The sequence below is a fragment of the Acinetobacter sp. YH12200 genome (genome assembly GCF_013418175.1).
Lineage (GTDB): Bacteria > Pseudomonadota > Gammaproteobacteria > Pseudomonadales > Moraxellaceae > Acinetobacter > Acinetobacter pseudolwoffii.
On sequence record NZ_VPCO01000007.1, the window covers coordinates 81,138 to 102,410 of the forward strand.

General features: G+C 44.2%; 23 protein-coding genes. 1 reads left to right on the forward strand and 22 read right to left on the reverse strand.

The window, feature by feature from the left end; all coding sequences use genetic code 11:
* Positions 1-18 precede the first annotated feature (18 nt).
* The 6 genes from panC to mazG all read right to left on the reverse strand — a co-directional run bounded on the left by panC (position 19) and on the right by mazG (position 5,008).
* Complete coding sequence (gene panC / locus FTU90_RS06555) at positions 19-867, reverse strand: pantoate--beta-alanine ligase (RefSeq protein WP_180072073.1); 849 nt, start codon at positions 865-867, stop codon at positions 19-21.
* A 1-nt stretch (position 868) separates the two neighbouring features.
* Positions 869-1,678, reverse strand: a complete 810-nt coding sequence (panB, locus tag FTU90_RS06560; RefSeq protein ID WP_005172651.1) for a 3-methyl-2-oxobutanoate hydroxymethyltransferase — start codon at positions 1,676-1,678, stop codon at positions 869-871.
* Between the two features lie 53 nt (positions 1,679-1,731).
* Positions 1,732-2,217: a 2-amino-4-hydroxy-6-hydroxymethyldihydropteridine diphosphokinase gene (gene folK / locus FTU90_RS06565; RefSeq protein ID WP_005172653.1), complete on the reverse strand. Its 486-nt coding sequence runs from the start codon at positions 2,215-2,217 to the stop codon at positions 1,732-1,734.
* Positions 2,214-3,686 carry a polynucleotide adenylyltransferase PcnB gene (gene pcnB / locus FTU90_RS06570; RefSeq protein WP_180001786.1) on the reverse strand — a complete coding sequence of 491 codons (1,473 nt, stop codon included), beginning with the start codon at positions 3,684-3,686 and terminating at the stop codon, positions 2,214-2,216. Before pcnB ends, folK begins: the two co-directional genes overlap by 4 nt.
* Before the next feature lie 136 nt (positions 3,687-3,822).
* Positions 3,823-4,236, reverse strand: a complete 414-nt coding sequence (locus FTU90_RS06575; RefSeq protein WP_005172659.1) for a ComEA family DNA-binding protein — start codon at positions 4,234-4,236, stop codon at positions 3,823-3,825.
* A complete protein-coding gene (gene mazG / locus FTU90_RS06580; RefSeq protein ID WP_074384035.1) occupies positions 4,196-5,008 on the reverse strand; it encodes a nucleoside triphosphate pyrophosphohydrolase in 813 nt (270 codons plus the stop codon). Before mazG ends, FTU90_RS06575 begins: the two co-directional genes overlap by 41 nt.
* A gap of 90 nt (positions 5,009-5,098) precedes the next feature.
* On the opposite strand from mazG, the gene FTU90_RS06585 reads away from it, so the two are divergent.
* A complete protein-coding gene (locus FTU90_RS06585; RefSeq protein ID WP_159516238.1) occupies positions 5,099-5,869 on the forward strand; it encodes an SDR family oxidoreductase in 771 nt (256 codons plus the stop codon).
* Positions 5,870-5,899: 30 nt separating this feature from the next.
* Here FTU90_RS06585 and FTU90_RS06590 read toward each other — a convergent pair whose 3' ends face one another.
* From FTU90_RS06590 to FTU90_RS06665, 16 genes are all read right to left on the reverse strand, one after another.
* Complete coding sequence (locus tag FTU90_RS06590; RefSeq protein WP_180072074.1) at positions 5,900-7,282, reverse strand: transposase; 1,383 nt, start codon at positions 7,280-7,282, stop codon at positions 5,900-5,902.
* 4 nt (positions 7,283-7,286) lie between these two features.
* Positions 7,287-7,886: an IS607 family transposase gene (locus FTU90_RS06595; protein WP_004280831.1), complete on the reverse strand. Its 600-nt coding sequence runs from the start codon at positions 7,884-7,886 to the stop codon at positions 7,287-7,289.
* Positions 7,886-8,527 carry a hypothetical protein gene (locus tag FTU90_RS06600; protein WP_180072075.1) on the reverse strand — a complete coding sequence of 214 codons (642 nt, stop codon included), beginning with the start codon at positions 8,525-8,527 and terminating at the stop codon, positions 7,886-7,888. Before FTU90_RS06600 ends, FTU90_RS06595 begins: the two co-directional genes overlap by 1 nt.
* An 89-nt stretch (positions 8,528-8,616) precedes the next feature.
* On the reverse strand, positions 8,617-9,264 hold the full coding sequence (locus FTU90_RS06605) for a 4'-phosphopantetheinyl transferase superfamily protein (RefSeq protein WP_159138483.1): 648 nt from the start codon (positions 9,262-9,264) through the stop codon (positions 8,617-8,619).
* A gap of 146 nt (positions 9,265-9,410) precedes the next feature.
* Positions 9,411-10,820 carry a ribosome biogenesis GTPase Der gene (der, locus tag FTU90_RS06610; RefSeq protein ID WP_005095683.1) on the reverse strand — a complete coding sequence of 470 codons (1,410 nt, stop codon included), beginning with the start codon at positions 10,818-10,820 and terminating at the stop codon, positions 9,411-9,413.
* Between the two features lie 171 nt (positions 10,821-10,991).
* The gene (gene bamB / locus FTU90_RS06615; protein WP_005095682.1) at positions 10,992-12,140 is read right to left on the reverse strand and encodes an outer membrane protein assembly factor BamB; all 1,149 of its coding nucleotides are present in this window, start codon (positions 12,138-12,140) and stop codon (positions 10,992-10,994) included.
* The gene (locus FTU90_RS06620) at positions 12,137-12,835 is read right to left on the reverse strand and encodes a tetratricopeptide repeat protein (RefSeq protein ID WP_180001542.1); all 699 of its coding nucleotides are present in this window, start codon (positions 12,833-12,835) and stop codon (positions 12,137-12,139) included. Before FTU90_RS06620 ends, bamB begins: the two co-directional genes overlap by 4 nt.
* Before the next feature lie 30 nt (positions 12,836-12,865).
* Positions 12,866-14,161, reverse strand: a complete 1,296-nt coding sequence (hisS, locus tag FTU90_RS06625) for a histidine--tRNA ligase (RefSeq protein ID WP_180001543.1) — start codon at positions 14,159-14,161, stop codon at positions 12,866-12,868.
* Between the two features lie 3 nt (positions 14,162-14,164).
* Positions 14,165-15,286: a flavodoxin-dependent (E)-4-hydroxy-3-methylbut-2-enyl-diphosphate synthase gene (gene ispG / locus FTU90_RS06630; RefSeq protein WP_005172685.1), complete on the reverse strand. Its 1,122-nt coding sequence runs from the start codon at positions 15,284-15,286 to the stop codon at positions 14,165-14,167.
* A 23-nt stretch (positions 15,287-15,309) separates the two neighbouring features.
* Complete coding sequence (locus FTU90_RS06635; RefSeq protein WP_074384029.1) at positions 15,310-16,101, reverse strand: DUF4115 domain-containing protein; 792 nt, start codon at positions 16,099-16,101, stop codon at positions 15,310-15,312.
* Positions 16,092-16,892 carry a type IV pilus biogenesis/stability protein PilW gene (gene pilW, locus FTU90_RS06640; protein ID WP_005172689.1) on the reverse strand — a complete coding sequence of 267 codons (801 nt, stop codon included), beginning with the start codon at positions 16,890-16,892 and terminating at the stop codon, positions 16,092-16,094. Before pilW ends, FTU90_RS06635 begins: the two co-directional genes overlap by 10 nt.
* 14 nt (positions 16,893-16,906) lie before the next feature.
* Positions 16,907-18,142: a 23S rRNA (adenine(2503)-C(2))-methyltransferase RlmN gene (gene rlmN, locus FTU90_RS06645; protein ID WP_005095669.1), complete on the reverse strand. Its 1,236-nt coding sequence runs from the start codon at positions 18,140-18,142 to the stop codon at positions 16,907-16,909.
* A gap of 122 nt (positions 18,143-18,264) precedes the next feature.
* Entirely contained in the window at positions 18,265-18,696 is a 432-nt protein-coding gene (gene ndk / locus FTU90_RS06650; RefSeq protein ID WP_004647460.1) for a nucleoside-diphosphate kinase, read from the reverse strand.
* 110 nt (positions 18,697-18,806) lie between these two features.
* Positions 18,807-19,007 carry a Fe-S cluster assembly protein IscX gene (iscX, locus tag FTU90_RS06655; protein ID WP_005172695.1) on the reverse strand — a complete coding sequence of 67 codons (201 nt, stop codon included), beginning with the start codon at positions 19,005-19,007 and terminating at the stop codon, positions 18,807-18,809.
* 87 nt (positions 19,008-19,094) lie between these two features.
* Entirely contained in the window at positions 19,095-19,646 is a 552-nt protein-coding gene (locus FTU90_RS06660) for a phosphatase PAP2 family protein (protein ID WP_005095663.1), read from the reverse strand.
* 30 nt (positions 19,647-19,676) lie between these two features.
* Positions 19,677-20,948: a glycosyltransferase family 1 protein gene (locus FTU90_RS06665; protein ID WP_180072076.1), complete on the reverse strand. Its 1,272-nt coding sequence runs from the start codon at positions 20,946-20,948 to the stop codon at positions 19,677-19,679.
* Positions 20,949-21,273 lie beyond the last annotated feature (325 nt).

Below are 21,273 nucleotides of genomic sequence, written 5' to 3' on the forward strand. Positions count from 1 at the left end.
ACATGCTACCCTTTCATCCTATCCGGCAGTGTATTTGACCTGCAGGTTATCGATCAGACGTGTATTACCTATCTTTGCAGCTACAAATAACACAACATCTTGATTAAACGTATGAATTTTTTTTAATTCTGGCGTTCGTGCTTCAACATAGTCTACGACAAACCCGACATCTGTTAAAGTCTGGCGAAGCTCGGCCAATACCGTATCCAGTTCAATCGCAGCATGGAGCTGCTGTTCAGCCTTTTGTAAGCTTTGATAAATGACCGGTGCGATTGCACGATGCTCTTGGCTTAGGTAACCATTTCGAGAACTTAAGGCTAAACCATCTTCTGCACGGGCAATTGGCACGCCAATCACTTCTAATGGAATATTCAGGTCTTGTACAAACTGGCGAATCACTGCCAACTGCTGATAATCTTTTTGCCCAAAGAAAGCATAGTTTGGCTGAACAATGTTAAACAATTTGGTCACCACCACCGCTACACCATCAAAATGGCCGGGGCGCTGCAAACCACACAAGTCATCAGTAATGTCAGAGATACTGATATTGGTCAGACGCGGTTTTTTGCCATACATTTGCTCAACCGTTGGCGCGAAGACGATATCACAACCGACGTCTGCCAAAAGCTGCTGGTCCTGCTCCAGCGTACGCGGGTAGTTATCAAAATCTTCATTGGGTCCAAACTGGATCGGATTGACAAAGATACTGACCACCACCACATCACACAGCTTACGCGCTTCACGTACCAGATTTAAATGACCCTGATGCAGATTGCCCATGGTGGGTACAAAACCAATAATCTTGCGGTTGGCACGTGCCGGATTAAGTGAGGCCACGAGTCCCTGAATGGTGGTTTCTGTTTTCATCTTACAATTCAACCTGAAAAGTTTGTGCGGGTGCCGGGAAAGATCCATCTAAAACTGCAGCATGATAAGCTTTAAAAGCATCCAGAATGGCAGTAGCACCCGATTGTTCCTGCATAAAATTACGGACAAATTTTGCAGTATGGCCAAAGGTTAAACCCAGCATGTCTTGTACTACCAAGACCTGACCATCAGTGGCTGCGCCTGCACCAATGCCAATCACCGGAATTTGTGGAAACAGTTCCGTGATTTCCTGACCCAATTGTGCCGGTACACATTCCAGCAATAACAGTGCAGCACCTGCTTCAACCACTGCTTTACAGTCTGCAATCAGTTGATCCGCTGCTGCACGGGTACGGGCTTGCAGCTTATAACCGCCAAAGACATGTACCGATTGTGGCGTTAATCCCAAGTGCACACAGACTGGAATACCGTTACGGGTCAGCACCTGCACGGTTTCTGCCAGCCATGCACCGCCTTCCATTTTCACCATTTGCGCACCGGCCTGCATCACGGTTTTGGAACTTTGCAAGGCATCATTTAAGGTGGCATAACTCATAAACGGCAAGTCAGTCATGATAAAGGCATGCTGGTTACCACGGCGTACCGCAGCGGTATGATAGGCCATATCTGCAACAGTCACTGGTAAAGTCGAATCGCGGCCCTGAATTGACATTCCCAAAGAGTCGCCAATCAGAATACTGTCTACTTCTGCAATTTCCATGGCTTTGGCCATGCTGGCATCATAGCAAGTCAGACATGAAAATTTGCGTCCATCTGCTTTGAAGCGTCTTAAGTCACTCAGACTGACCATGAAGATGTTCCTCTATGATTGAAGTTCTCGCGAACATACCCATAACTCAAAAATTAAATATTTGCCCAGTTTGTGTCATCGAGTACCGTTAAGGTCGATTGCTTGACGATGTCCAGGTCTTTTAAGGATGTAGCATGAACCTGTATTTCAGCATCAATGTCCAGCAACGGAATGAGTACGAAATCACGCTCTAACACGCCGACATGCGGTACAGTCAGGCGTTGATTCTGTATCTGTTCATCTCCGTAGATCAGCAAGTCCAGATCCAGCGTACGCTCGCCCCAATGACGCAAACGTACCCGACCGGCTTCCTGCTCGAAGGCTTGCAAATAATCCAGCAAGCTTAAAGCTGCCAGATTAGTATTCAACTGCACCACAGCATTCAGATAATTTGGCTGATCCTGTGGCCCCATCGGTGGACTTTGATACAGATGCGAGGTTTTTACCTGACCCAATGTCGCCAGTTTCTGTACAGCTTCTGCCAAAATCTGGCGTGAATCGCCCAGGTTACTGCCCAAGCCAATATACGTCACGATCATTGTGTTGGCCCAAACACCACCTGGCTTAAATCACGTTGCACCCGCTTACGTTTCATAATCGGATGATCTGCGCCAATTTCACCACTGGCACTGGCTGCCACATGTGACAGGGTTTTCGCCTTGTCTTCAAACTTGGCTTTACGCACCCGGCGGTTACGTGGTTCAGGTTCATTGACTAAAGGCTCAATCTCGGCGAGATCCTGTTGTGCCGTCAGTTTCTGTTCCAGATGTTCTTCTTGAGTGGCCTTACGACGGCTCTTGGCACGTTGACGGTTGTACTGGCTAATCGCCCGCTCTTTCTCGTCACCGCTCATTTGCTGATAAGCATCCCACCAGCTGCCCATGCCTTGCGCCATTGCATCGCCTGATTTTTCGCGCAACAGCAAAAAGTCAAATCCGGCACGGAAACGCGCATGACTAGACAAGGCCTCAATTTGTTGCGGTTTTGGATTCAGTAAACGGGTCTGCATTTCCCAGACTTCACGAATGAAAGTCTCGGCGAAGCGAGGAATAATGGTCCGGGTTGCCTGACGTTTCAAAACATCCAGACCCGCTTGGGCACGTGCTTCTGCTGCGACCACGCCTTTATTCAGATAAAACTCACAACGCTCGAGGAATGGCTGCCATAATAGTACCGCGTAGAAAAATGCCGGGTTGATGGTCTTGCCAATCGAAATACGCTGATCGGTATTTTTCGCAGCACGCTCCATAAACGGCGTGATTTCAGCTTTGATATCGGCGAACAGCTGATGCCAGATTCCGAAGTCAATCAGCATGGGCAACACACGATTCAGATGCCCCATGGTGAATAACTTTTGTGATTCATCATAGAGTCGATGCGGAGAGACATCACGCAGCAGCTGGGTCATTTCCGGCGTGAAAATATCCAGAATGGCTTCATCAATACTGAAATTCAGCTTGGCAGCAAAACGTAAAGTACGTAACATCCGCACCGGATCTTCTTCAAATCTTAAGGCCGGATCACCGAGCAAACGTAAAGTTTTGCTGTGAATATCATCTACAGCATTGCAGAAATCCAGCACAATCGCTTTACGCGGCTGGTAATACATTGCATTGATCGAGAAGTCGCGACGGGCAAAATCCTGCTCGATGCTGCCCCAGTTATTATCACGCAGAATCATCCCCGCGGCCGAGGTGACTGCTTTTTTTGGAGGTGCCCGGAAAGTGGCCACTTCAACCAGTTCCCGCCCTGAATAGACATGCGCCAGTTCAAAACGCCGTCCGATAATTCGACAACGTCGTCCGAATACTTCCTTGACCTGAGCCGGGGTTGCATTGGTAACTGCATCGAAATCTTTAGGATTCAAACCTAACATCAGATCTCGAACACCACCACCCACGATATAAGCTTCATAGCCTGCCTTGTTTAAGGCATCAATCACATCGAGAATATAAGAAGGTAATTGAGCGGTTGATAAACCACATTTTGACGCGCGCAAAGTTTGCAAAAGACGCTGTCTCCTACGTCTGAACGTAAAATTCTAAGATGACGCTAATCATATCGCTTACACGACTAAAGGGCAATTTGATTATGTCAATCCTGCAGCTCAGATTGATTCTGTATTCAGCATCAATTCCGTCTATTCACAACGCGAGTCTGGCCTTGTTTTTGGCAAATAATGCCGGCCCAATGCCTTTGACCAGCTGAATATCTTCAATGCTTTTAAATTTCCCATTTTTCTGCCGATACTCAACAATGGCTTGGGCTTTCTTTTGTCCCACACCATGCAACTGTTGCAATTGTTCAATATTTGCACTATTTAAACTAATTCTATCACCTGTCGCTTGTACCGAAAGTGCCGGTTTTGCCAGATAGTGATCTGCTTTAGTCGATGCATTCTGTTGTTTGAGCCGCGCATCATGTTGCTGTTGTCTGGTCTTCCATTCCATATAATCGGTCGCAGTTGCATGTGCAGTTCCAATAGCAATATAGCCTAGCCATAAACCCAGAAGAAGATTAATCCACGCCGGACTTGTTCGATGTTGTTGTTTGTTCATGCGCCGCTCTTTGTTTTAATTCTAATTTGGCCTGTTCCCAGAGCTGATCCAATTCAGCCAGTGACAAGCGGTCTATATTGAGTTGTTGTTTTTCCGCCTGATGTTCCATCAAGGCAAATCGAGTACGAAACTTATGGATCGTGCCTAATAATGCCATTTCACTCGAGATTCCAAGTTTACGGCCAACATTGACCAGAGAAAATAAGCAGTCACCAAATTCTTCCTGTATTTCATCGGAATTCTGGCTTGCCAAAGCTTCTTTTAACTCGGCCAGCTCTTCTTCTACTTTGTCATATGCCCCAGTGACATCGGGAAAATCAAAGCCGATTTTTGCGACATTTTTCTGGATTTCATCTGCCTGTACCAAGGCCGGTGCATGCTTGATTTCATCTAAACGGGAACGTGGCTTGCCCTGCTTTTCTTGCTGTTTAATTTCTTGCCAGAGCTGAGAGACATCTTCCGGGCTCAATTTTACAAACTGTTCAGCCTGAAATACATGCGGATGACGGCGGATAAGCTTGTCGCTAATGGCCTGCACCACATCCTGAAAATCAAAAGCGCCCTGCTCGCTGTACATTTGCGACTGGAACACCACCTGTAACAGCAGATCGCCCAGTTCATCGCGAATCTCGTCAACATTTCCAGAACGTACCGCAGCTTCTACTTCATAAGCTTCTTCAATCGCATATTGGGTCAGAGATTCGGGAGTCTGCTGCTGATCCCATGGACATTTTTCACGTAATTCACGCATGATATTAAGCAATTGTTCCACTTTTAAAACCTCTTCTTTACCAAATAGTCGCGTCAAGCTGCCTGTTTCTTGTTATGCTCAAGAAAAAAAGACAATAAGGAGATCAAGCACATGCACAGTATATTGATTAGTGGGGCAGCACAAGGAATTGGCGCAGCGACAGCCATGCTATTTTACCAGCACGGCTATAAAGTCGGTATTTATGATATCAATGTGGTACAGGCCGAACAGCTGGCCCAGCAACTGGGCGAACATGCCAAAGCAGGCTTTCTGGATGTGGCAGACTATGCTTCCTGGGAAACAGCTTTGGCGGAGTTTTCAGCCTGGGCCGGTGAAATCAACATTCTGGTAAATAATGCCGGAATTTTATATTCAGGGCCTTTTGAAGACACCACAATTGCAGCGCATCATCGCACGCTGGATATTAATGTTAAAGGCCTCCTCAATGGTTGTCATGCCACTTTCTCTTATTTAAAAGAATCTTCATTTGCTCGTGTCATTAATTTATCTTCGGCATCCGCCATTTATGGACAGGCCGATTTAGCCTCTTATGCGACCAGTAAATTTGCCGTGCGCGGTCTGACTGAAAGTCTGGATATTGAATGGCAACCCTATGGGATTCGGGTGCTTGATGTGATGCCACTTTTCGTCAGTACAGCCATGGTGAAAGATATGCAGGCAGAAAGTATTAAAAAAATGGGCGTACATTTGAAAGCAGAGGATGTCGCACAAGATATTCTGAAACTGGTACAGCTTAAAGACTCTATCTGGCAAGCTACGCACCATCCGGTTGGATTAAAAAGTAAATTTTTATTTCATCTATCACGTATGAGTCCACAGTTTGTGAACCGAATCAGCAACCTGTTGATTGCCAGACAATAGAGTCTATTTCTACTGTTCCTTAAAATGTAGTCAAACATAGTCAAGGACTAATTCGCACTCTGTTAATGTCTTGTTGCCAAACGTGTAACTAGAGCCTGAGTCGGTCAGTTCCGACTTATAGCGATCAGTCCGTTCTTGCAATATACGCTTTACAGTTTTGTAAGGCGTATAACGACTTATCTCATTGTCGTTTAATCTTGCAAGCACGTTTCTCGCAGCATTCCAATCAGCTTGCACAACTTCCCCATTAAAACGATGAAAGCGATCTCCCTTGCGTGTGCCTATTAAAAGCCCACGTAAGAAAGAATCACTTTGCGAAGTGTATGCAGAATTGACTAGATGCACCGTAGAACCTCTACGGTGAGATATACCTGTTAGGGCATCGGCTAATAAGCCTTTAACCCATGTGTTTAAACGTCTATTGGTATTTTTACCATAGCTACGCTTACTTTGGATTGGTGCGGTTAAATCCTCCGCAACAATCACTTTGGCTTTATCAACCAACTTGTGAGTTGCTGTAAATATCAATGTCTTGAGCTTTGCTTTCTGAGCATCTTGCCTTTTATCTAGCTTCTTGCGACCTAGATTATTTAACTCAATTTTCTGTTTCTTGTGCGGTTTGGCTTTAGAAATCGCTCTGAGCTTATTTCTACGTTTGTACTTTTGATTTAGGTAGTCTGATTCACTTGAGATCAACTTACCTAAACCATTGCCATATACTTCACCATCAGAATCCACAAAGGCTTCTGAATAACCTTTATCAACACCTACGGTTTCCTGACCACAATCCTGTGTTTCAACTGCATCATAAGTTGAGTGAACTTCAACATTACCGTTTTTTAGAATGATTCTAAGTGTGCCTTGTGGCGCAAAATCAACAGTGGTGTTTAGTGGAATTTTAATGGTTTGTCGAGGGACTAGACTTGGCACTTTAAGCCAACATTGACCGTTTAGCTCAAAGGTTTTACACATATCCGCACGAACAATAATTTGATTATGTGTGTGATTAACACCATGCTTAAAGTGATTACGCATTTGACGATGGAGGAAATTATCAGTCATCCATTCATCTTTTTTAAGCAAGGTGTATAGTCTTTTTTGTTCATTATTACAGGAGGTGCGTTTTCGGATCGCCTGCTTTACTTTGTCTTTTGATGCTTCTCGATAGGCTTTAATATCACCTACGCAATCACGTAGCGTTTCTTTCCACGCATTTGCAGAAACACCAAAGTCACGACTTTCTTTCATCCACGCATCACGAATGGTTCTGTCGCTGATATTTAAACCTGCAACAGCACCATATTTAGCCCACACTTCGCTACGAACACGACCAAGTAAAACAGCTTGTTTTTCAAGTTGCTGGTACTTTTGCACATTCAAGTTTTTACAGTGATGGATGCGTGTTAGTTTCAAAAAGTTATTCCTTACTATTCACTAATTCTTTAACTTTTTCTTTGTATTTTCTTAATCCATAAAGTCGAGAAGAAAAACAATGAATAATCGCTAACAGGTCTTGAGTTACTTCTTCCGTTGGGGAAAGAGATTCTTGATTCATAATAATAATTTTACAACCATGTCTTTCAGCAAAAGATTCAAACCACTCAAAACCAAAACGCACCAAACGGTCTTTGTGAGCGATGACAAGCATTGAAACTTTACCCATTTCAATATCAAGAAAAAGCTGATTGAATTTCTTTCTTTTATAATTCAAACCACTTCCAATCTCTGACACCCAATCATCAACAGCATAGCCATTTACAGTACAAAAAGTTTCTAAAGCTGACACCTGATTAGCTAAATCGGGCTTTTGAGCAACACTAGATACCCTTGAATAAACAATTACTGACGATTTAGCTTCCGTTGCTTTTATACCGATATATTCAAGGTATTGATCGTGCGTGTAGTATCTGCGATTTTTAGGATTTCGACATGCAACCAAAATACCTTCGGCATCCCATCTTTGTAGAGTTTTAACCGACTTCCCAATCATTTCACCGAATTTAGCAGGAGAATACATTAATCAATCTCCGCTAACTTCTTGAAATCCTCAAGTGTATAGTCTTTAAATATGGATTCATCACAATATATGGCTAGATCATTGTCTTCATCCCATCCACAGATAGGGCATGTATAAGGGGATGATGCGACTCCTAGCTGATTATATTTTAATAAAATATCGTCACAAACCTCATAAAGTTCTGAATCCTCCTGATGATCAACAACTTCAAGGAAAATTAGTTCACTAATATTTTCTGCAAATTTTTTGTATTTTTCAGGCACTTCTAGTTGATATAGCTCTACTAAATCATCTAGTTTTTTAGCGCAAGCATCACCAAAAATCTCTAATAATTTTTCCTCATATTCTTGACAGCGCATACCTTGTCCTGAAACGTGAGTACATTCAGAAAAGCCTGTATTTGCATTAATAAAATCAGCATAGGTGGGGCATTTATCGGAGAGTGATTGATTCGTTTTTTCAGGGCACGAAGAACAATCATAGCCTAAATCTACAATATCGGTTTCATAGAAATCATTCTTTGACCACTCACCATAGACCCATGATGCAAATTCCTTAATAAACCCATCTTTATTTTCAGGGGATACAAAATAAGCAAGGTCTTGCTCTACTTTCTTTAAGCTTTCAGTCAAGTATTTCATTGCAAGTTTTTTTAAAATTTAATACCTAAATTGTATATGTTTGACTATATTTGTCAATATAATTATTTACTATCAATCACTCTGCTGATTTAAACAGATTGGTGAATCTGGATTAGCGGAAATCTGAAACCCTTGCATGAATGCTCACTTTGCCAGGCCACGGTGAGCATACATCCTGCCATATTATAATTTTGATAGGCATAGACGCCGATCTCTGGATGTTCACATCTTCCACCATTCTGATCTGGATGAATCTGGGTATTTAACTCATTCAGGTTGATGCGTATGCCCAGTCCTGAGGCCTTTAATACAGCTTCCTTGGTGGTCCAGACCTTAAACCAGTATTCGGAATCATAGTCCAGTGCCTGCCACTGTTTAAGCTCTTCAGGATGAAAGGTATGTTGTGCCATGGCTTCAAATCGAACCTTACGGCTCAGCTCTTCAATATCAATTCCCAAATTTTGGACATTATTGCTCGTTGCCAGAGCATAGAAATTTTGACTATGGCTATGGTTAAAGTTGAAGTCTGGATGAGTGTGGAGATAGGGTTTGCCGAATGTAGTCCGCACAACATCCTGATTGAAGACAGCGGATTCCAAATGACTGGATAAAAACTGATTTCTTAACGCGGCTATCTCAATCTTACGCGCTTGAATCTGTGCCTTACGTTCCAGGAGTTGGTTGCTTTGACTCGCGTCAGACAACGCATGCAGATCAATTCGAATAAGTGAAGTCACAATGGTTTTTCAATCTATATTTACTTTAAATCTATTGTAAGAGAGTTCATCAATCTTTGACCATGAGAATTGCCTTACATTTGAGAATCTAAGAGGGAAAAAAGCCTGCATCAGCAGGCTTTTTATCGAAAACTTAACACAAAAAATTAACGCTTAAATTTCTTTTCGGCTTTCTTGAACTTCTGTACATAACGACGTTTACGCGCTGCAATACGCTCATCCATCACCGTCTTACGCCCTTCAAACGGGTTTTCAGAGGTTTTAAACTCGATTTTAATCGGCGTACCTTCAAGCTTGTATACTTTACGGAACACGTTTTCAAGATAACGACGGTAATCCGCAGGGGTTTTATCGACCTTGTTACCATGGATCACGATGGTTGGTGGATTCTGTCCGCCCATATGCGCATAACGCATTTTAATACGACGACCCTGAACCATAGGCGGTTGGTGGGCATCTGTTGCATCATTTAAAATCTGGGTGATTTTTGCCGGTGATACTTTCAAACGAGATGAATCATAGGCACGGTGAATCGAAGGATAAAGCTCACCCACACCCGTTCCATGCAATGCAGAAATCAAATGCACTTTTGCCCATGGAATGAAATCGAAGCGACGCTCTACATCTAGCTTACATTGCTTGCGATCATATTCAGTCATGTTATCCCATTTGTTGACAGCAATGACCATGGCACGACCGGCTTCAAGCGCATAGCCAATCAGATGCAAATCTTGCTCAACGATACCATCACGTGCATCGACCACAACCACAATCACGTTGGCATCTTTCATCGCCTGTAAAGTTTTAACAATCGAGAATTTCTCAATCATTTCATCCACTTTACCTTTACGACGCACCCCTGCAGTATCAATCAGGGTATATTGACGGCCATCACGCTCGAATGGAATATAAATCGAGTCACGTGTTGTACCCGGCTGGTCAAATGCCACCACACGCTCTTCGCCGAGCAAACGGTTCACCAGCGTAGATTTACCCACGTTTGGACGACCAATAATCGCTAAACGCAGACCAGTGTTTTTATCATGTTCTTCCGGGTTTTCATCTTCCGGTACATCGGCAAGCACGTCTTCCAGCATTTGCTGAACACCACGACCATGGCTAGCAGCAACTTGTAGCGGCTCGCCCATGCCCAGTTTGTAGAATTCAACCAGGGCAGCTTCAGCATGTACGCCATCGACTTTATTGGCCGCCAGAAAGACCTTTTTACCTAAAGTACGCAGTTCACGCGCAATCTGCTCATCGGAAGCCAGCAGTCCGGCACGCGCGTCGACCACAAAAATGATAATATCGGCTTCATGAATGGCAGTTTTAGATTGCTCTGCCATATACGAGTCAATACCGCCTTCATTTTCACCAATACCACCGGTATCAACCACAATGAAAGATTTATTTTGATAGGTTGCATCGCCATATTTACGGTCGCGTGTCAGACCAGCAAAGTCTGCCACCAATGCGTCACGGCTCTTGGTAATCTGATTGAACAGAGTTGATTTTCCGACGTTCGGACGACCAATGAGCGCAATTACGGGTTTCATAGAGTAACCTTTATTCAATAATCAGGCAGTCAAAGTGGCCTGAACATCAGAAAGTATAGGAAGATATAAGGGGAAAAATACCCTAAATAAAAACACGGGGCATTGATTTTTCAATCACCCCGCGTTCACAAAAATACGGTTGCGGCTAGTTTAACATAAGGCTCGTTAAAATTAACGGTTCTGCCAAATGCTTAATGCGCCCTTGCGTGTAGAAACATAAAGCTGGTTGTCGATCACGCGTAAGTTACGCACTTCACCAGAGGTTTTCGAACGACCAGTAATTTGTCCGGTACGCGGGTCAATCAGGTGCAACACACCATCCAGATCACCGACCACCAAATCCGTGCCTAACATCACTGGATTACTGAGCTGACGATTCAGCAATTGATCATTTTCCCAAAGCGGTTGACCCGAGCTAATCTCAAAAGCTTTAATTTTGCCATCAGTTTGCGCCACGAATACGCCATTTCCGACAACTTCTGGACGCTGGATGCTGCTGGCATCTTCACTCCAGATCACTTGCTGTGAAGCCAAGTCCAGCACAGTCACCTGACCTTGATAACTGGTCGTCACCACAAACTGACCTGCAACGACCGGCTCACCGTCGATATCGACCAGACGCTGAATATCAGAACGGCCATCCGACACGGCGACACGACGCTGTAACTTTGGTACGCCACTTAAGGCATCCAGTGCATAAATATACGCATTTGAAGATGCAATCAGCACATTACGCGCATCTAATGGCACAGGAGCCGCCATACCACGCAGGCTGAATTGTACATTAGGCAGGTTATAAGTCCAAACTTGTGCACCGCTTGCCACTTCATGCGCATAGACCATACCGTCATTGCTCACACTAATCACACGACCTGCATGAATCAGTGAAGGCGCCAGTAAAGCACCCGTCAATTGTGCAGTCCATTTTTGCTCACCGGTTTGCTGATCGAGTGCAAACAGTTGGCCCTTCTGGCTACCGACAACAACCAGACCCTCGGCCGCTTCAACGCCAGAACTTAGATTATCTTTGCTGACTTTTTTCTGCCAAAGACGCTGTTTGCCCTTAAATGCAGACACCTCACCTTTTGGATCAATCGCAAAAACCACACCATTGTCTGCATCCAGACGTAAACGCAATGGATCGGCAGCATCTGTCGCAGATACACTGGTGGAAAATACAGGAACCAGTGTTTTGGCTTGGGTCAGTTTTGGAAGTGGGTTCGGTTTTACTTCTGGAACTTTATTTGTTTTACCTGCACAGCCAGCCAGTGCAAGCGTTAAAACAGTCAAGGCACAGGTAATTTTGTATTTTCTATTCATGCAGCTTCTTCCGCTTGTGTTTCTATAATTGGGCGTTCGATTTCTGGATCATCGACCAACACGCCTACGCTTTCGAGCTTAATTTGTAAAATCTGACGTTCTTCTTTACGTTCAATCAAGGCATCCCATGCACTTTGATATACTTTTTTCGCATTTTCAATATCATTTTTGGCAACATAGATATCGCCACGTGCTTCATCGGCAGTTGCTTTAAACGCAGGTTCAGTCACTGCTTCTAAAGTTTTCAATGCAGCATCATATTTTTTCTGTGCCAGTTGCGCATAAGCCAGACGAAGTTTGACCACCTGAACCAGGCCTTTATCATCTACTTTCGAATTTTCAACTTTCTGTAGCGCTTTCTCGGCCGCAGCATAATCTTCTTTGTCATAAGCCAGTTTCGCCATCATCAGCTGGGTCTGAATCGCCTGTGCTGAATCTGGTGCTTCCTTGACAATCTTGTCCGCAGCTTCAGATAACTTGGCAAAACCATCACCTTTCGATGCCTGCGCATCATCCATCAACTGCTGAACCTTGGCAGTGTGCATTTGCGACTCTGCCAGGTTTTTCTTCTGCCAATATTCCCATCCAAAAAAGGCAATCAGCGCAATTAAAATCCCAGTAATCATCGAAGAACCATATTTCTTCGTAAAGGATTTTAAGCTTTCAAACTGTTCATCACCACTCATTGCGCTCATGAGATTACCCTTTTCCTAATGTTTTATCGATTATTTTGAAGAAATTTTAGTACTAAAAAATGCAACGAAGTCCGTAAATGGTACATTCGATTGCTCTGCGGTTGCCAGCTCTTTCACAGTAAACGCCTTAGCTTCTAGTTCACGTTCCCCTAAAATCGCTGCATATAAAGCACCCGCCTGATCGGCCTTTTTCATTTGCGATTTCATTGAACCCTGGGAGCCTACTTTCAGACGAACCTGACTGCCTACTGCTTCAAGCTGATCACGAATCTGTTCAGCAATGACTAAAGCTTCCCCTTGAGCAGCCGGTTCAGCCACCAGGAAGACTTCACAATCACGTGTCGGGGTATTGTCTTCAACCTGTTCAAGCAGAAGCAATAAACGTTCGATACCCATGGCAAAACCAACCGCAGGTACAGACTGATCAGGCTTGCCCTTCAATTGACCAACAAGACCGTCATAACGGCCACCGGCACACACGGTTCCTTGTGAACCTAAATGTGTTGTGGTCCATTCAAACACAGTTTTGTTGTAGTAGTCTAAGCCACGTACCAGTTTTTGGTTGATCACAAAACTCACGCCGGCATCAGTCAGGTACTGTTGTAACTGGGCAAAATGCGCCAGAGTTTCTTCACCCATAAAGTCATGCAGTTTCGGTGCATTTTCTAGGATGCTTTGGGTTTTGGCATCTTTAGAATCCAGAATACGCAGTGGATTTGTGGTCAGACGGCGCTGAGAATCTTCGTCCAGATCGGCTTTATGTGACTCTAAAAATTCAACCAAGGCTGCACGATAGGCTGCACGTTCATCCGATTCGCCTAAAGTATTTAATTCAAGTTGAACCTTGTCCGCTACGCCCATACGTTTCCACAGACGTGCAGTCATCAAAATCAGCTCTGCATCCATGTCCGGAGTCGCCACACCAAAGGTTTCTACACCAAACTGGTGGAACTGACGGTAACGACCTTTCTGTGGTTTTTCATAACGGAACATTGGCCCGATATACCAGACGCGAGGAGTTGCACCACGAAGCAGATTATGCTCCAGCATGGCACGTACACAGCCTGCAGTTCCTTCAGGGCGTAGTGTCAGAGACTCAGGCGGATTACCTTTGTCCAGAAAGGTATACATTTCTTTTTCAACGATATCGGTGGCATCACCGATCGAACGTTTGAACAGATTGGTCTGTTCAACGATAGGCAAACGGATTTGTTGATAGCCATAAGCATCCATCAAACCCGACAGATGTTGTTCAAGACGTCTCCAAGCTGGGCTTTGCGTTGGGAGAATGTCATTAAAACCTTTGATTGCGACGATTGAACTCATGATCTACTCAGAAAAACTTGTACGAATAATTTCTTTAGATTTAGCTTCTTCAAGCTCGGTAACACGTTGACGAACCATATTTTCGATCTCATCAACCAGTTGATTGGTATCAATTAGATGGCTCTTTTCACCATTACGATACACCAGTGAACGTGGCGCTGCACCTACGACACCGATATCGGCTTCTTTAGCCTCGCCCGGCCCATTTACTTTACAGCCAATCACCGAGACATCCATCGGGGTACGGATATCTTCCAGACGCTCTTCCAGTTGTTGCATCACTGAAATCACATTAAATTCCTGACGTGAACAGCTTGGGCAGGCAATAAAATTAATGCCGTTAGAACGCAGACCCAGCGATTTTAGAATATCAAAACCGATTTTAATTTCTTCTTCAGGCTCGGCAGCAAGCGAAATACGCATGGTATCGCCAATGCCTTCCATCAGCAAACCACCCAGAGCGATTGCAGATTTAACCGAACCTGTACGGTAAATACCGGCTTCGGTTACACCCAAATGCAGCGGATTATCAATTTGCTGTGACAGCAAACGGTACGCATCCATGGTCAGGAACACATTGGATGCTTTAACTGAAATTTTAAATTCCTGAAAATCCAGACGGTCTAAAATATCGATATGACGCATCGCAGATTCAAGCAATGCTGCGCCTGTCGGCTCGCCATATTTCTTTTGAATGTCTTTTTCGAGTGAACCGGCATTGACACCGATCCGCATTGAAATATCATTATGACGTGCTGCTGCCACCACTTCACGAATCTTTGCTTCTGAGCCGATATTGCCCGGGTTAATCCGCAAACAGTCTGCACCGAAGTCCGCAACTGCCAAAGCAATTTTATAGTCGAAGTGAATATCGGCCACCAAAGGCACATTCACCTGCTTACGAATTTCACCAAATGCTGCCGCCGCTTCCATCGTAGGCACAGAAACCCGCATGATGTCTGCACCGGCATCGACACAGCGCTGGATCTGTGCAACCGTGGCTGCCACATCACAGGTTTCAGTATTGGTCATAGACTGGATACTGATTGGTGCATCACCACCCACATAAACTGAACCGACACGAATTTTACGTGTTGGACGACGTTTAATTGGATTTACGATCATGGTTTTGCTCTACTCTTGATCTGTTAAGGTGACAAACGGAATTCTGCTTTTCCGTTTACGGTATAAGGTGACAATGAAATATTTTCATTATTCAGGCTGAGTGATACAGCTGCCGCATCATCAAGACGAATCTGGAATGGTGCTTCACCATTGAGTTGCAAACTCGATGCCTGACGGCCAGTCGCTAAAACGTTACCGGCTGAATCGACGATATGCACAGAGGTCGGACGGTTAAAATCGAGTTTTAGCTGGTCGCCAGACAGTGCGGCGCCTGCATCCAGATTCAGAATCTCGATATTGGAAGCACCGACTCCAGAAACTTCACTGCTATTTTGCGAATTACTGCTCGACCAGTTTTGAATCATGGCAAACAGTGCGCCCAAAATTAGCAGCAAGACCAGCGTAATAAAAATGCGCTTTAACCATTTACGGTTACGGTCACGCTTGGAACCTGGCAATTTCCCCATAATTTTGATGGGGGAATTATTCAGCGCATGATTGGGCAACAAACCCGTATCATTGGTATAAATTTCATCAAAACGCTGAATAATAGTCGACGCATCTACACCCAAAAGTTTGGCATAGATCCGGTAATAACCTTTGATAAAAGTCGCCTCAGGCAAAGACTTATATTCATCCTGCTCAAGTGCAGTCAGGGTTTTGACCGGAATATTCAGCTCTTTGGCCACATTTTCCAGATCACGTTGCTGATTGAGACGAATCTGACGCAAGTACTCGCCCGGACGTTGAATATTTCCTAACGCATTTGGAGCTACGCTCGAATGATTCGAAGGTGAATTAGGATTTACTTCCATACGGCCTCAGTACTGTACTGTAATTGCAAATAACGTTGGTATTCCTGGCTTTCAGGAAACAATGCACGTAACTGGTTCACCAATACCTGCATCCCCAACTGATCACCACTGGCACGCGCAGTGCGAATGCCAACCCAGAGCGCACGGGCACCCTGATTTTTCTGTCCCACACCACGCGCAAACTGTTGATACAGTTGTGTCGCTGCCGGGAACTGCTGGTTTAAATAAAAAATTTCTGACAACTCTAACATTGATATATATGAATCGCGATTCGCCTGAAGCGCCTGTTTGAATGATTTTTCAGCATTCACCACATCGCCCATTTTCAGGTAAATACGTCCCATATTTTCCAGTGCACGGAAACGCTGATCATAACCTAAAGTTGCACCGGCAATGTTAAACTGCTCGATCGCATCATTATAGCGTTCTAGCTGATATAAATACGTGCCATAGTTGTTGCGTGCCTGTGCATTTTTCGGATCTGCCGAAATCGCACGCTTGAAATAAGCATCTGCTTTCTCAAGATTGAGCTGACTACCTTCCTGTTGCAATAGCACGCCCATCATCATATTCGCTTGCGAATCACGCGGAGTCGTTTCGAGTGCCTGATCCAGCGCACGTTTGGCTGCATCTAGGTCACCTGTTCTTAAATATTCTGCCGCCAATTGGGTACGGACTTTGGTGGCTTTTTCAGGATCTTTCTGACCCAAATCTGGCGTTTGACATGCAACCAAAGCTAAAGACACACATACTGTTGAAATCAAAGCAATTTTAGATGTTAGATTTCTCAACTGGCGACCTCTTATTATCCTTGTGAACGCATAATCTCATTTGACTGCGCAATTTTCTTTTTCCACTGTTCCGCACGACGGGTACGATCAGCCACTTGACCTACAAGCTGTCCACACGCCGCATCAATATCATCACCGCGTGTCTGACGAATCGTACACACAAAACCGGCATCAGACAAAGTTTTTTGGAAAGAAATAATGCGGTTACGGCTTGAACGCCCATAAGGCGCGTGCGGGAAAGGGTTGAATGGAATCAAATTAATCTTGCTCGGCAAGTTCTTCAGCAGCTTAATCATTTGCTGTGCATGTTCAGGATGATCATTCACACCATCCAGCATCACATATTCAATGGTGACGTGTTTACGTGAACTTTCATTACCATCTTTGGCAATATAACGCTGACACGCCGCAATCAGTTGTTCTAAAGGATATTTCTTGTTGATTGGCACCAGTTCATTACGCAGTTCGTCATTTGGTGCGTGCAATGAAATGGCCAGTGCAACATCAATGTCTTTGACCATTTGATCAATTTTCGGCACTACACCTGATGTCGATAAGGTCACGCGACGTTTCGACATGCCATAAGCAAAGTCGTCCAGCATAATGCGCATGGAATTAAGTACGGCATCGTAGTTAAGCAGTGGTTCGCCCATGCCCATCATGACCACATTCGTGACTGAACGTTCACGATCTGCCACAGGCACATCTTCCATATAGGAATAGTTCGCCACCCACAACTGACCAATGATTTCTGACTGATCTAAATCGCGCTGAAAACCCTGTTTACCGGTTGAACAGAATGAACAGTCCAGTGCGCAGCCCACTTGAGACGAAATACACAAGGTACGACGTAGGCCGCTACGATGTTCTGCTGGAATCAATACAGTTTCGACAAGAGAGCCGTCACCATCACCGACACGGAAGACCCATTTACGGGTGCCATCTTTAGAATAATTTTTATGCACCACTTCGGGCGCTTTAATTTCACAAATACGTTCCAGTTTTTCACGCAGTTTGCCCGAGATATTGGTCATCTCGGCAAAATCGGTCACGAAAAATTGGTGAATCCATTTCATTACCTGCCCGGCACGAAACTTCTTCTCCCCCATATCCTCAAAGAATTTCTCCATTTGCGGACGAGACATGCCGAGTAGGTTCACTTTTTCCACAGCATTCTGCTGTGTGGGAGTGGACGGAGATGGTTGCTGTGCAGCTGAAACTGCAGATACAGCGACGACTTCAGTACTCATGTGTATTACCTAAACCATGCCTAAAGATCAAAGGAGAAGCTCAATATGTGAGCAAAGAATTATTCAAAGAATAAAAAAACCAGATAAGTATAATAACACTTATCTGGTTTGAATACTGCGAATTAACGAGTACGTGGAGCAATCTCAGTTTGAGCGAAGAAGTAGTTAACTTCACGGTCAGCTGATGCTACAGAGTCAGAACCGTGAGCAGCATTTTCGTCGATGCTTACAGCGAAATCTGCACGGATTGTACCAGGAGCAGCTTCTTTAGGATTCGTCGCGCCAAGGATATCACGGTGAGCAAGAACAGCGTTTTCGCCTTCAAGAACTGAAACAACCACTGGACCAGAAGTCATGAAAGCAACGAGGTCAGCAAAGAAACCACGTTCTTTGTGCTCAGCGTAGAAGCCTTCAGCTTCAGCTTGAGTCAAGTGTTTCATTTTAGTTGCAACGATTTGAAGACCAGCTTTCTCGAAACGAGCAAAGATGTCGCCGATGTGGTTTTTAGCAACTGCGTCTGGTTTTACGATAGATAAAGTACGTTCGATAGCCATGATAGGCTCCTTAAGTCAATTGTTGACATGAAAATTTGGCGCATTATACCGAGATAATGCGCACTTTTCTGCTTTTACACTGTAAAAATATGCTTTTTTCAATCGGGCACTTAACGCGCTTCGTCAATCCATGCCATTTGAATCGCTTCCAGCAGACCTTCTGTGGATTTAGTCGGGTCATCTGCAAACTCAGGCAAGGCACATACCCAGGCGTGTAAATCAGTAAAACGAATCCACTGCGGATCCACATCTGGATGCGCTTCGTAGAGTTCAATCGCGATATCGAGGGTATCAGTCCAACGTAAACCCATCTCTATTTCTCACCATATTTGCTTTAATGCTGTACTTTAGCAAATTTATAAAAATCTGCGAGCTTTCGCCTCAGTTTTCACTTATTTTTACAACATAATATTGAGATAAGGTGCGCTCAGCACAATGACCACGGCCATCATGCCTCCGATCATTGCCCCAACCGCGACATCACTTGGATAATGCAATCCCAGAATCATGCGCGATAAAGCCACCAGCAGCGTAAAAGGGAGCATCAACAGCAATAATAGCGGTGCAACATAACCCAAGACCGTGGTTGCCATTACCGCATGCAAGGTATGTCCAGACGGAAAACTAAAATGATCAAGTGGCCGCTCACCCAGTCGAATCACTTGGTGCACCTGATAAGGTCTTGGACGTACAGTTTTTGTTTTGAGAATTTTATAAATCAGCGTACCGAACGTTCCACCCAAAATGATATAGAGCATCTGTAGCCCATACTCCAAGCCACGAAGTCCCCATGCAGCAAAACACATCACATACCAAAACACGCCATCCCCCAAACGGCTAATGATTTTAAAAAAAGCAGCGATTCGATTTGAGTGGGAGAGATGATTGAGGTAGACACAGCCTTTTAAATCTATTTCTAAAAATTTGAGTTTGGCATTGTGGATTTTCATCATGTTGCTCCCGCTCTTGTTTTAATTAGGTCATTTATTTTGCCTTGTGATTGAGTACAGAACCTGTTCAAACTGCTCTACAGGATGTTGCCATCCGACCTTCTGTGCACAGTGTGAAGCATACACACCCATTCTTCTAAGTGTGTGATAATCTGGTAACTTTAAGATATTGGCTGTTAAATCTTCTTGCAGACCCAGTGAGCTGAGCCAGCCTGTTCGGTCGTGTTGTACATGTAAATGTGCACAAGCATAATCATAAGCAATAACCGGCAGTCCACTGGCCATCGCCTCCAATACCACATTGCCAAAGGTTTCAACCTGACTCGCAAAGCAAAACACATCGGCACTGGCATAGGCTTCAGCAAGCTGTTGACCACGCAAACTCCCGGTAAACACAATCGAAGCATCATGATTCAACTGCTCTAAGCACTGTCGGTCTGGACCATCTCCGACCACCACCAGACGCACATCCTGACAATGCATATGACGCAATGTGAAATATGCCTGAATCACCACTGGTATTTCTTTTTCAGGCGATAAACGCCCGACATACAACATGACACGGGTCTCTTTGGAAGCTCCCCAGCTCTGGCGTAGGGAATCAGAACGCCATTTAGGTGAAAAGGCTTGTGTATCTACCCCTCGTCCCACCACAACCAGTGGACACGTCACTCCAAATTTGCGGAGTGCTTCGGCAGTCTCACGACTCGGTACACAGGTAATTGCGGTATGATTATGAAACCATTTGAGATAATGCTGAATAGGTTTAACCAAAAATGCCAAATCAAAGAAACGGCTAAATTCCTGAAATGGTGAATGAAAACCGCTCGATACAGGAATTTCAAGGAATCTTGCAGTTTGCTGCGCGGCAAGCCCTAATGGGCCTTCTGTGACGATATGCACTACATCGGGTGCAAAGGCTTCTACCGCATGGCGAACCTTTAGAAACTGTGGCCAACCGAACTGTAAGCCTGAATATTTGGGAATACGCTGTGCTTTAACCAAACATTCCCGATAGGGTTGAAATTCAGCACAGATGCCTTTTTGCTCGGGTCGAATCAATAAAATTTTATGCCCCTGTTTTTTCAGCCCTTTGCAGAGTTGTAACAATGAATTTGCTACCCCATTAATTTCAGGTGGCCATGTTTCGGTCACTATGGCAATTTTTAAGCGGGGGCGTACCAAATCTGCAAGCGCAGATGATTTTTGAGGACTTTTCAGACGTTGCTGTTTTAAGTCAAATTGAAAGCCATCAAGGAGTGCTTGTTGTTTTGTTAAGGCTTGGCTGTAGGGCTGATTCATGTCGCACCTATCTTACTTATTTATGTTTTAAGCAAAGCATAGGTGTTCTGTGTGACTGTTTGATGAAGTAGCAAAAACTTAATAATGGGTGCTATGCAACCCAAAATAAGCCTTCTGAATTGAATATCATTTTGGCTGTAAAAGCTTTTTGATCTTTAATAGTTAGAATTAATCCTTTGTAGTAATTAGGGTCATTACAATCAATAAATACATCACGCTTAAAAATATCTTTTATCTCAAAAAACTAAATTGCTCTCAATAAAATCATTAATATTTATTAGATTCTTTTCTGTACTAATCTCAAATCCTAAGCATTTAACTTTCA

Bases quoted from the DNA above. Each gene is read 5' to 3' on its own strand.
- panC (WP_180072073.1), bottom strand. From the start codon at position 867: ATGAAAACAGAAACCACCATTCAGGGACTCGTGGCCTCACTTAATCCG.
- panB (WP_005172651.1), bottom strand. From the start codon at position 1,678: ATGGTCAGTCTGAGTGACTTAAGACGCTTCAAAGCAGATGGACGCAAA.
- folK (WP_005172653.1), bottom strand. From the start codon at position 2,217: ATGATCGTGACGTATATTGGCTTGGGCAGTAACCTGGGCGATTCACGC.
- FTU90_RS06575 (WP_005172659.1), bottom strand. From the start codon at position 4,236: ATGAACAAACAACAACATCGAACAAGTCCGGCGTGGATTAATCTTCTT.
- FTU90_RS06585 (WP_159516238.1), top strand. From the start codon at position 5,099: ATGCACAGTATATTGATTAGTGGGGCAGCACAAGGAATTGGCGCAGCG.
- FTU90_RS06595 (WP_004280831.1), bottom strand. From the start codon at position 7,886: ATGTATTCTCCTGCTAAATTCGGTGAAATGATTGGGAAGTCGGTTAAA.
- FTU90_RS06600 (WP_180072075.1), bottom strand. From the start codon at position 8,527: ATGAAATACTTGACTGAAAGCTTAAAGAAAGTAGAGCAAGACCTTGCT.
- der (WP_005095683.1), bottom strand. From the start codon at position 10,820: ATGAAACCCGTAATTGCGCTCATTGGTCGTCCGAACGTCGGAAAATCA.
- bamB (WP_005095682.1), bottom strand. From the start codon at position 12,140: ATGAATAGAAAATACAAAATTACCTGTGCCTTGACTGTTTTAACGCTT.
- FTU90_RS06620 (WP_180001542.1), bottom strand. From the start codon at position 12,835: ATGAGCGCAATGAGTGGTGATGAACAGTTTGAAAGCTTAAAATCCTTT.
- hisS (WP_180001543.1), bottom strand. From the start codon at position 14,161: ATGAGTTCAATCGTCGCAATCAAAGGTTTTAATGACATTCTCCCAACG.
- ispG (WP_005172685.1), bottom strand. From the start codon at position 15,286: ATGATCGTAAATCCAATTAAACGTCGTCCAACACGTAAAATTCGTGTC.
- FTU90_RS06635 (WP_074384029.1), bottom strand. From the start codon at position 16,101: ATGGAAGTAAATCCTAATTCACCTTCGAATCATTCGAGCGTAGCTCCA.
- rlmN (WP_005095669.1), bottom strand. From the start codon at position 18,142: ATGAGTACTGAAGTCGTCGCTGTATCTGCAGTTTCAGCTGCACAGCAA.
- ndk (WP_004647460.1), bottom strand. From the start codon at position 18,696: ATGGCTATCGAACGTACTTTATCTATCGTAAAACCAGACGCAGTTGCT.
- iscX (WP_005172695.1), bottom strand. From the start codon at position 19,007: ATGGGTTTACGTTGGACTGATACCCTCGATATCGCGATTGAACTCTAC.
- FTU90_RS06660 (WP_005095663.1), bottom strand. From the start codon at position 19,646: ATGAAAATCCACAATGCCAAACTCAAATTTTTAGAAATAGATTTAAAA.
- FTU90_RS06665 (WP_180072076.1), bottom strand. From the start codon at position 20,948: ATGAATCAGCCCTACAGCCAAGCCTTAACAAAACAACAAGCACTCCTT.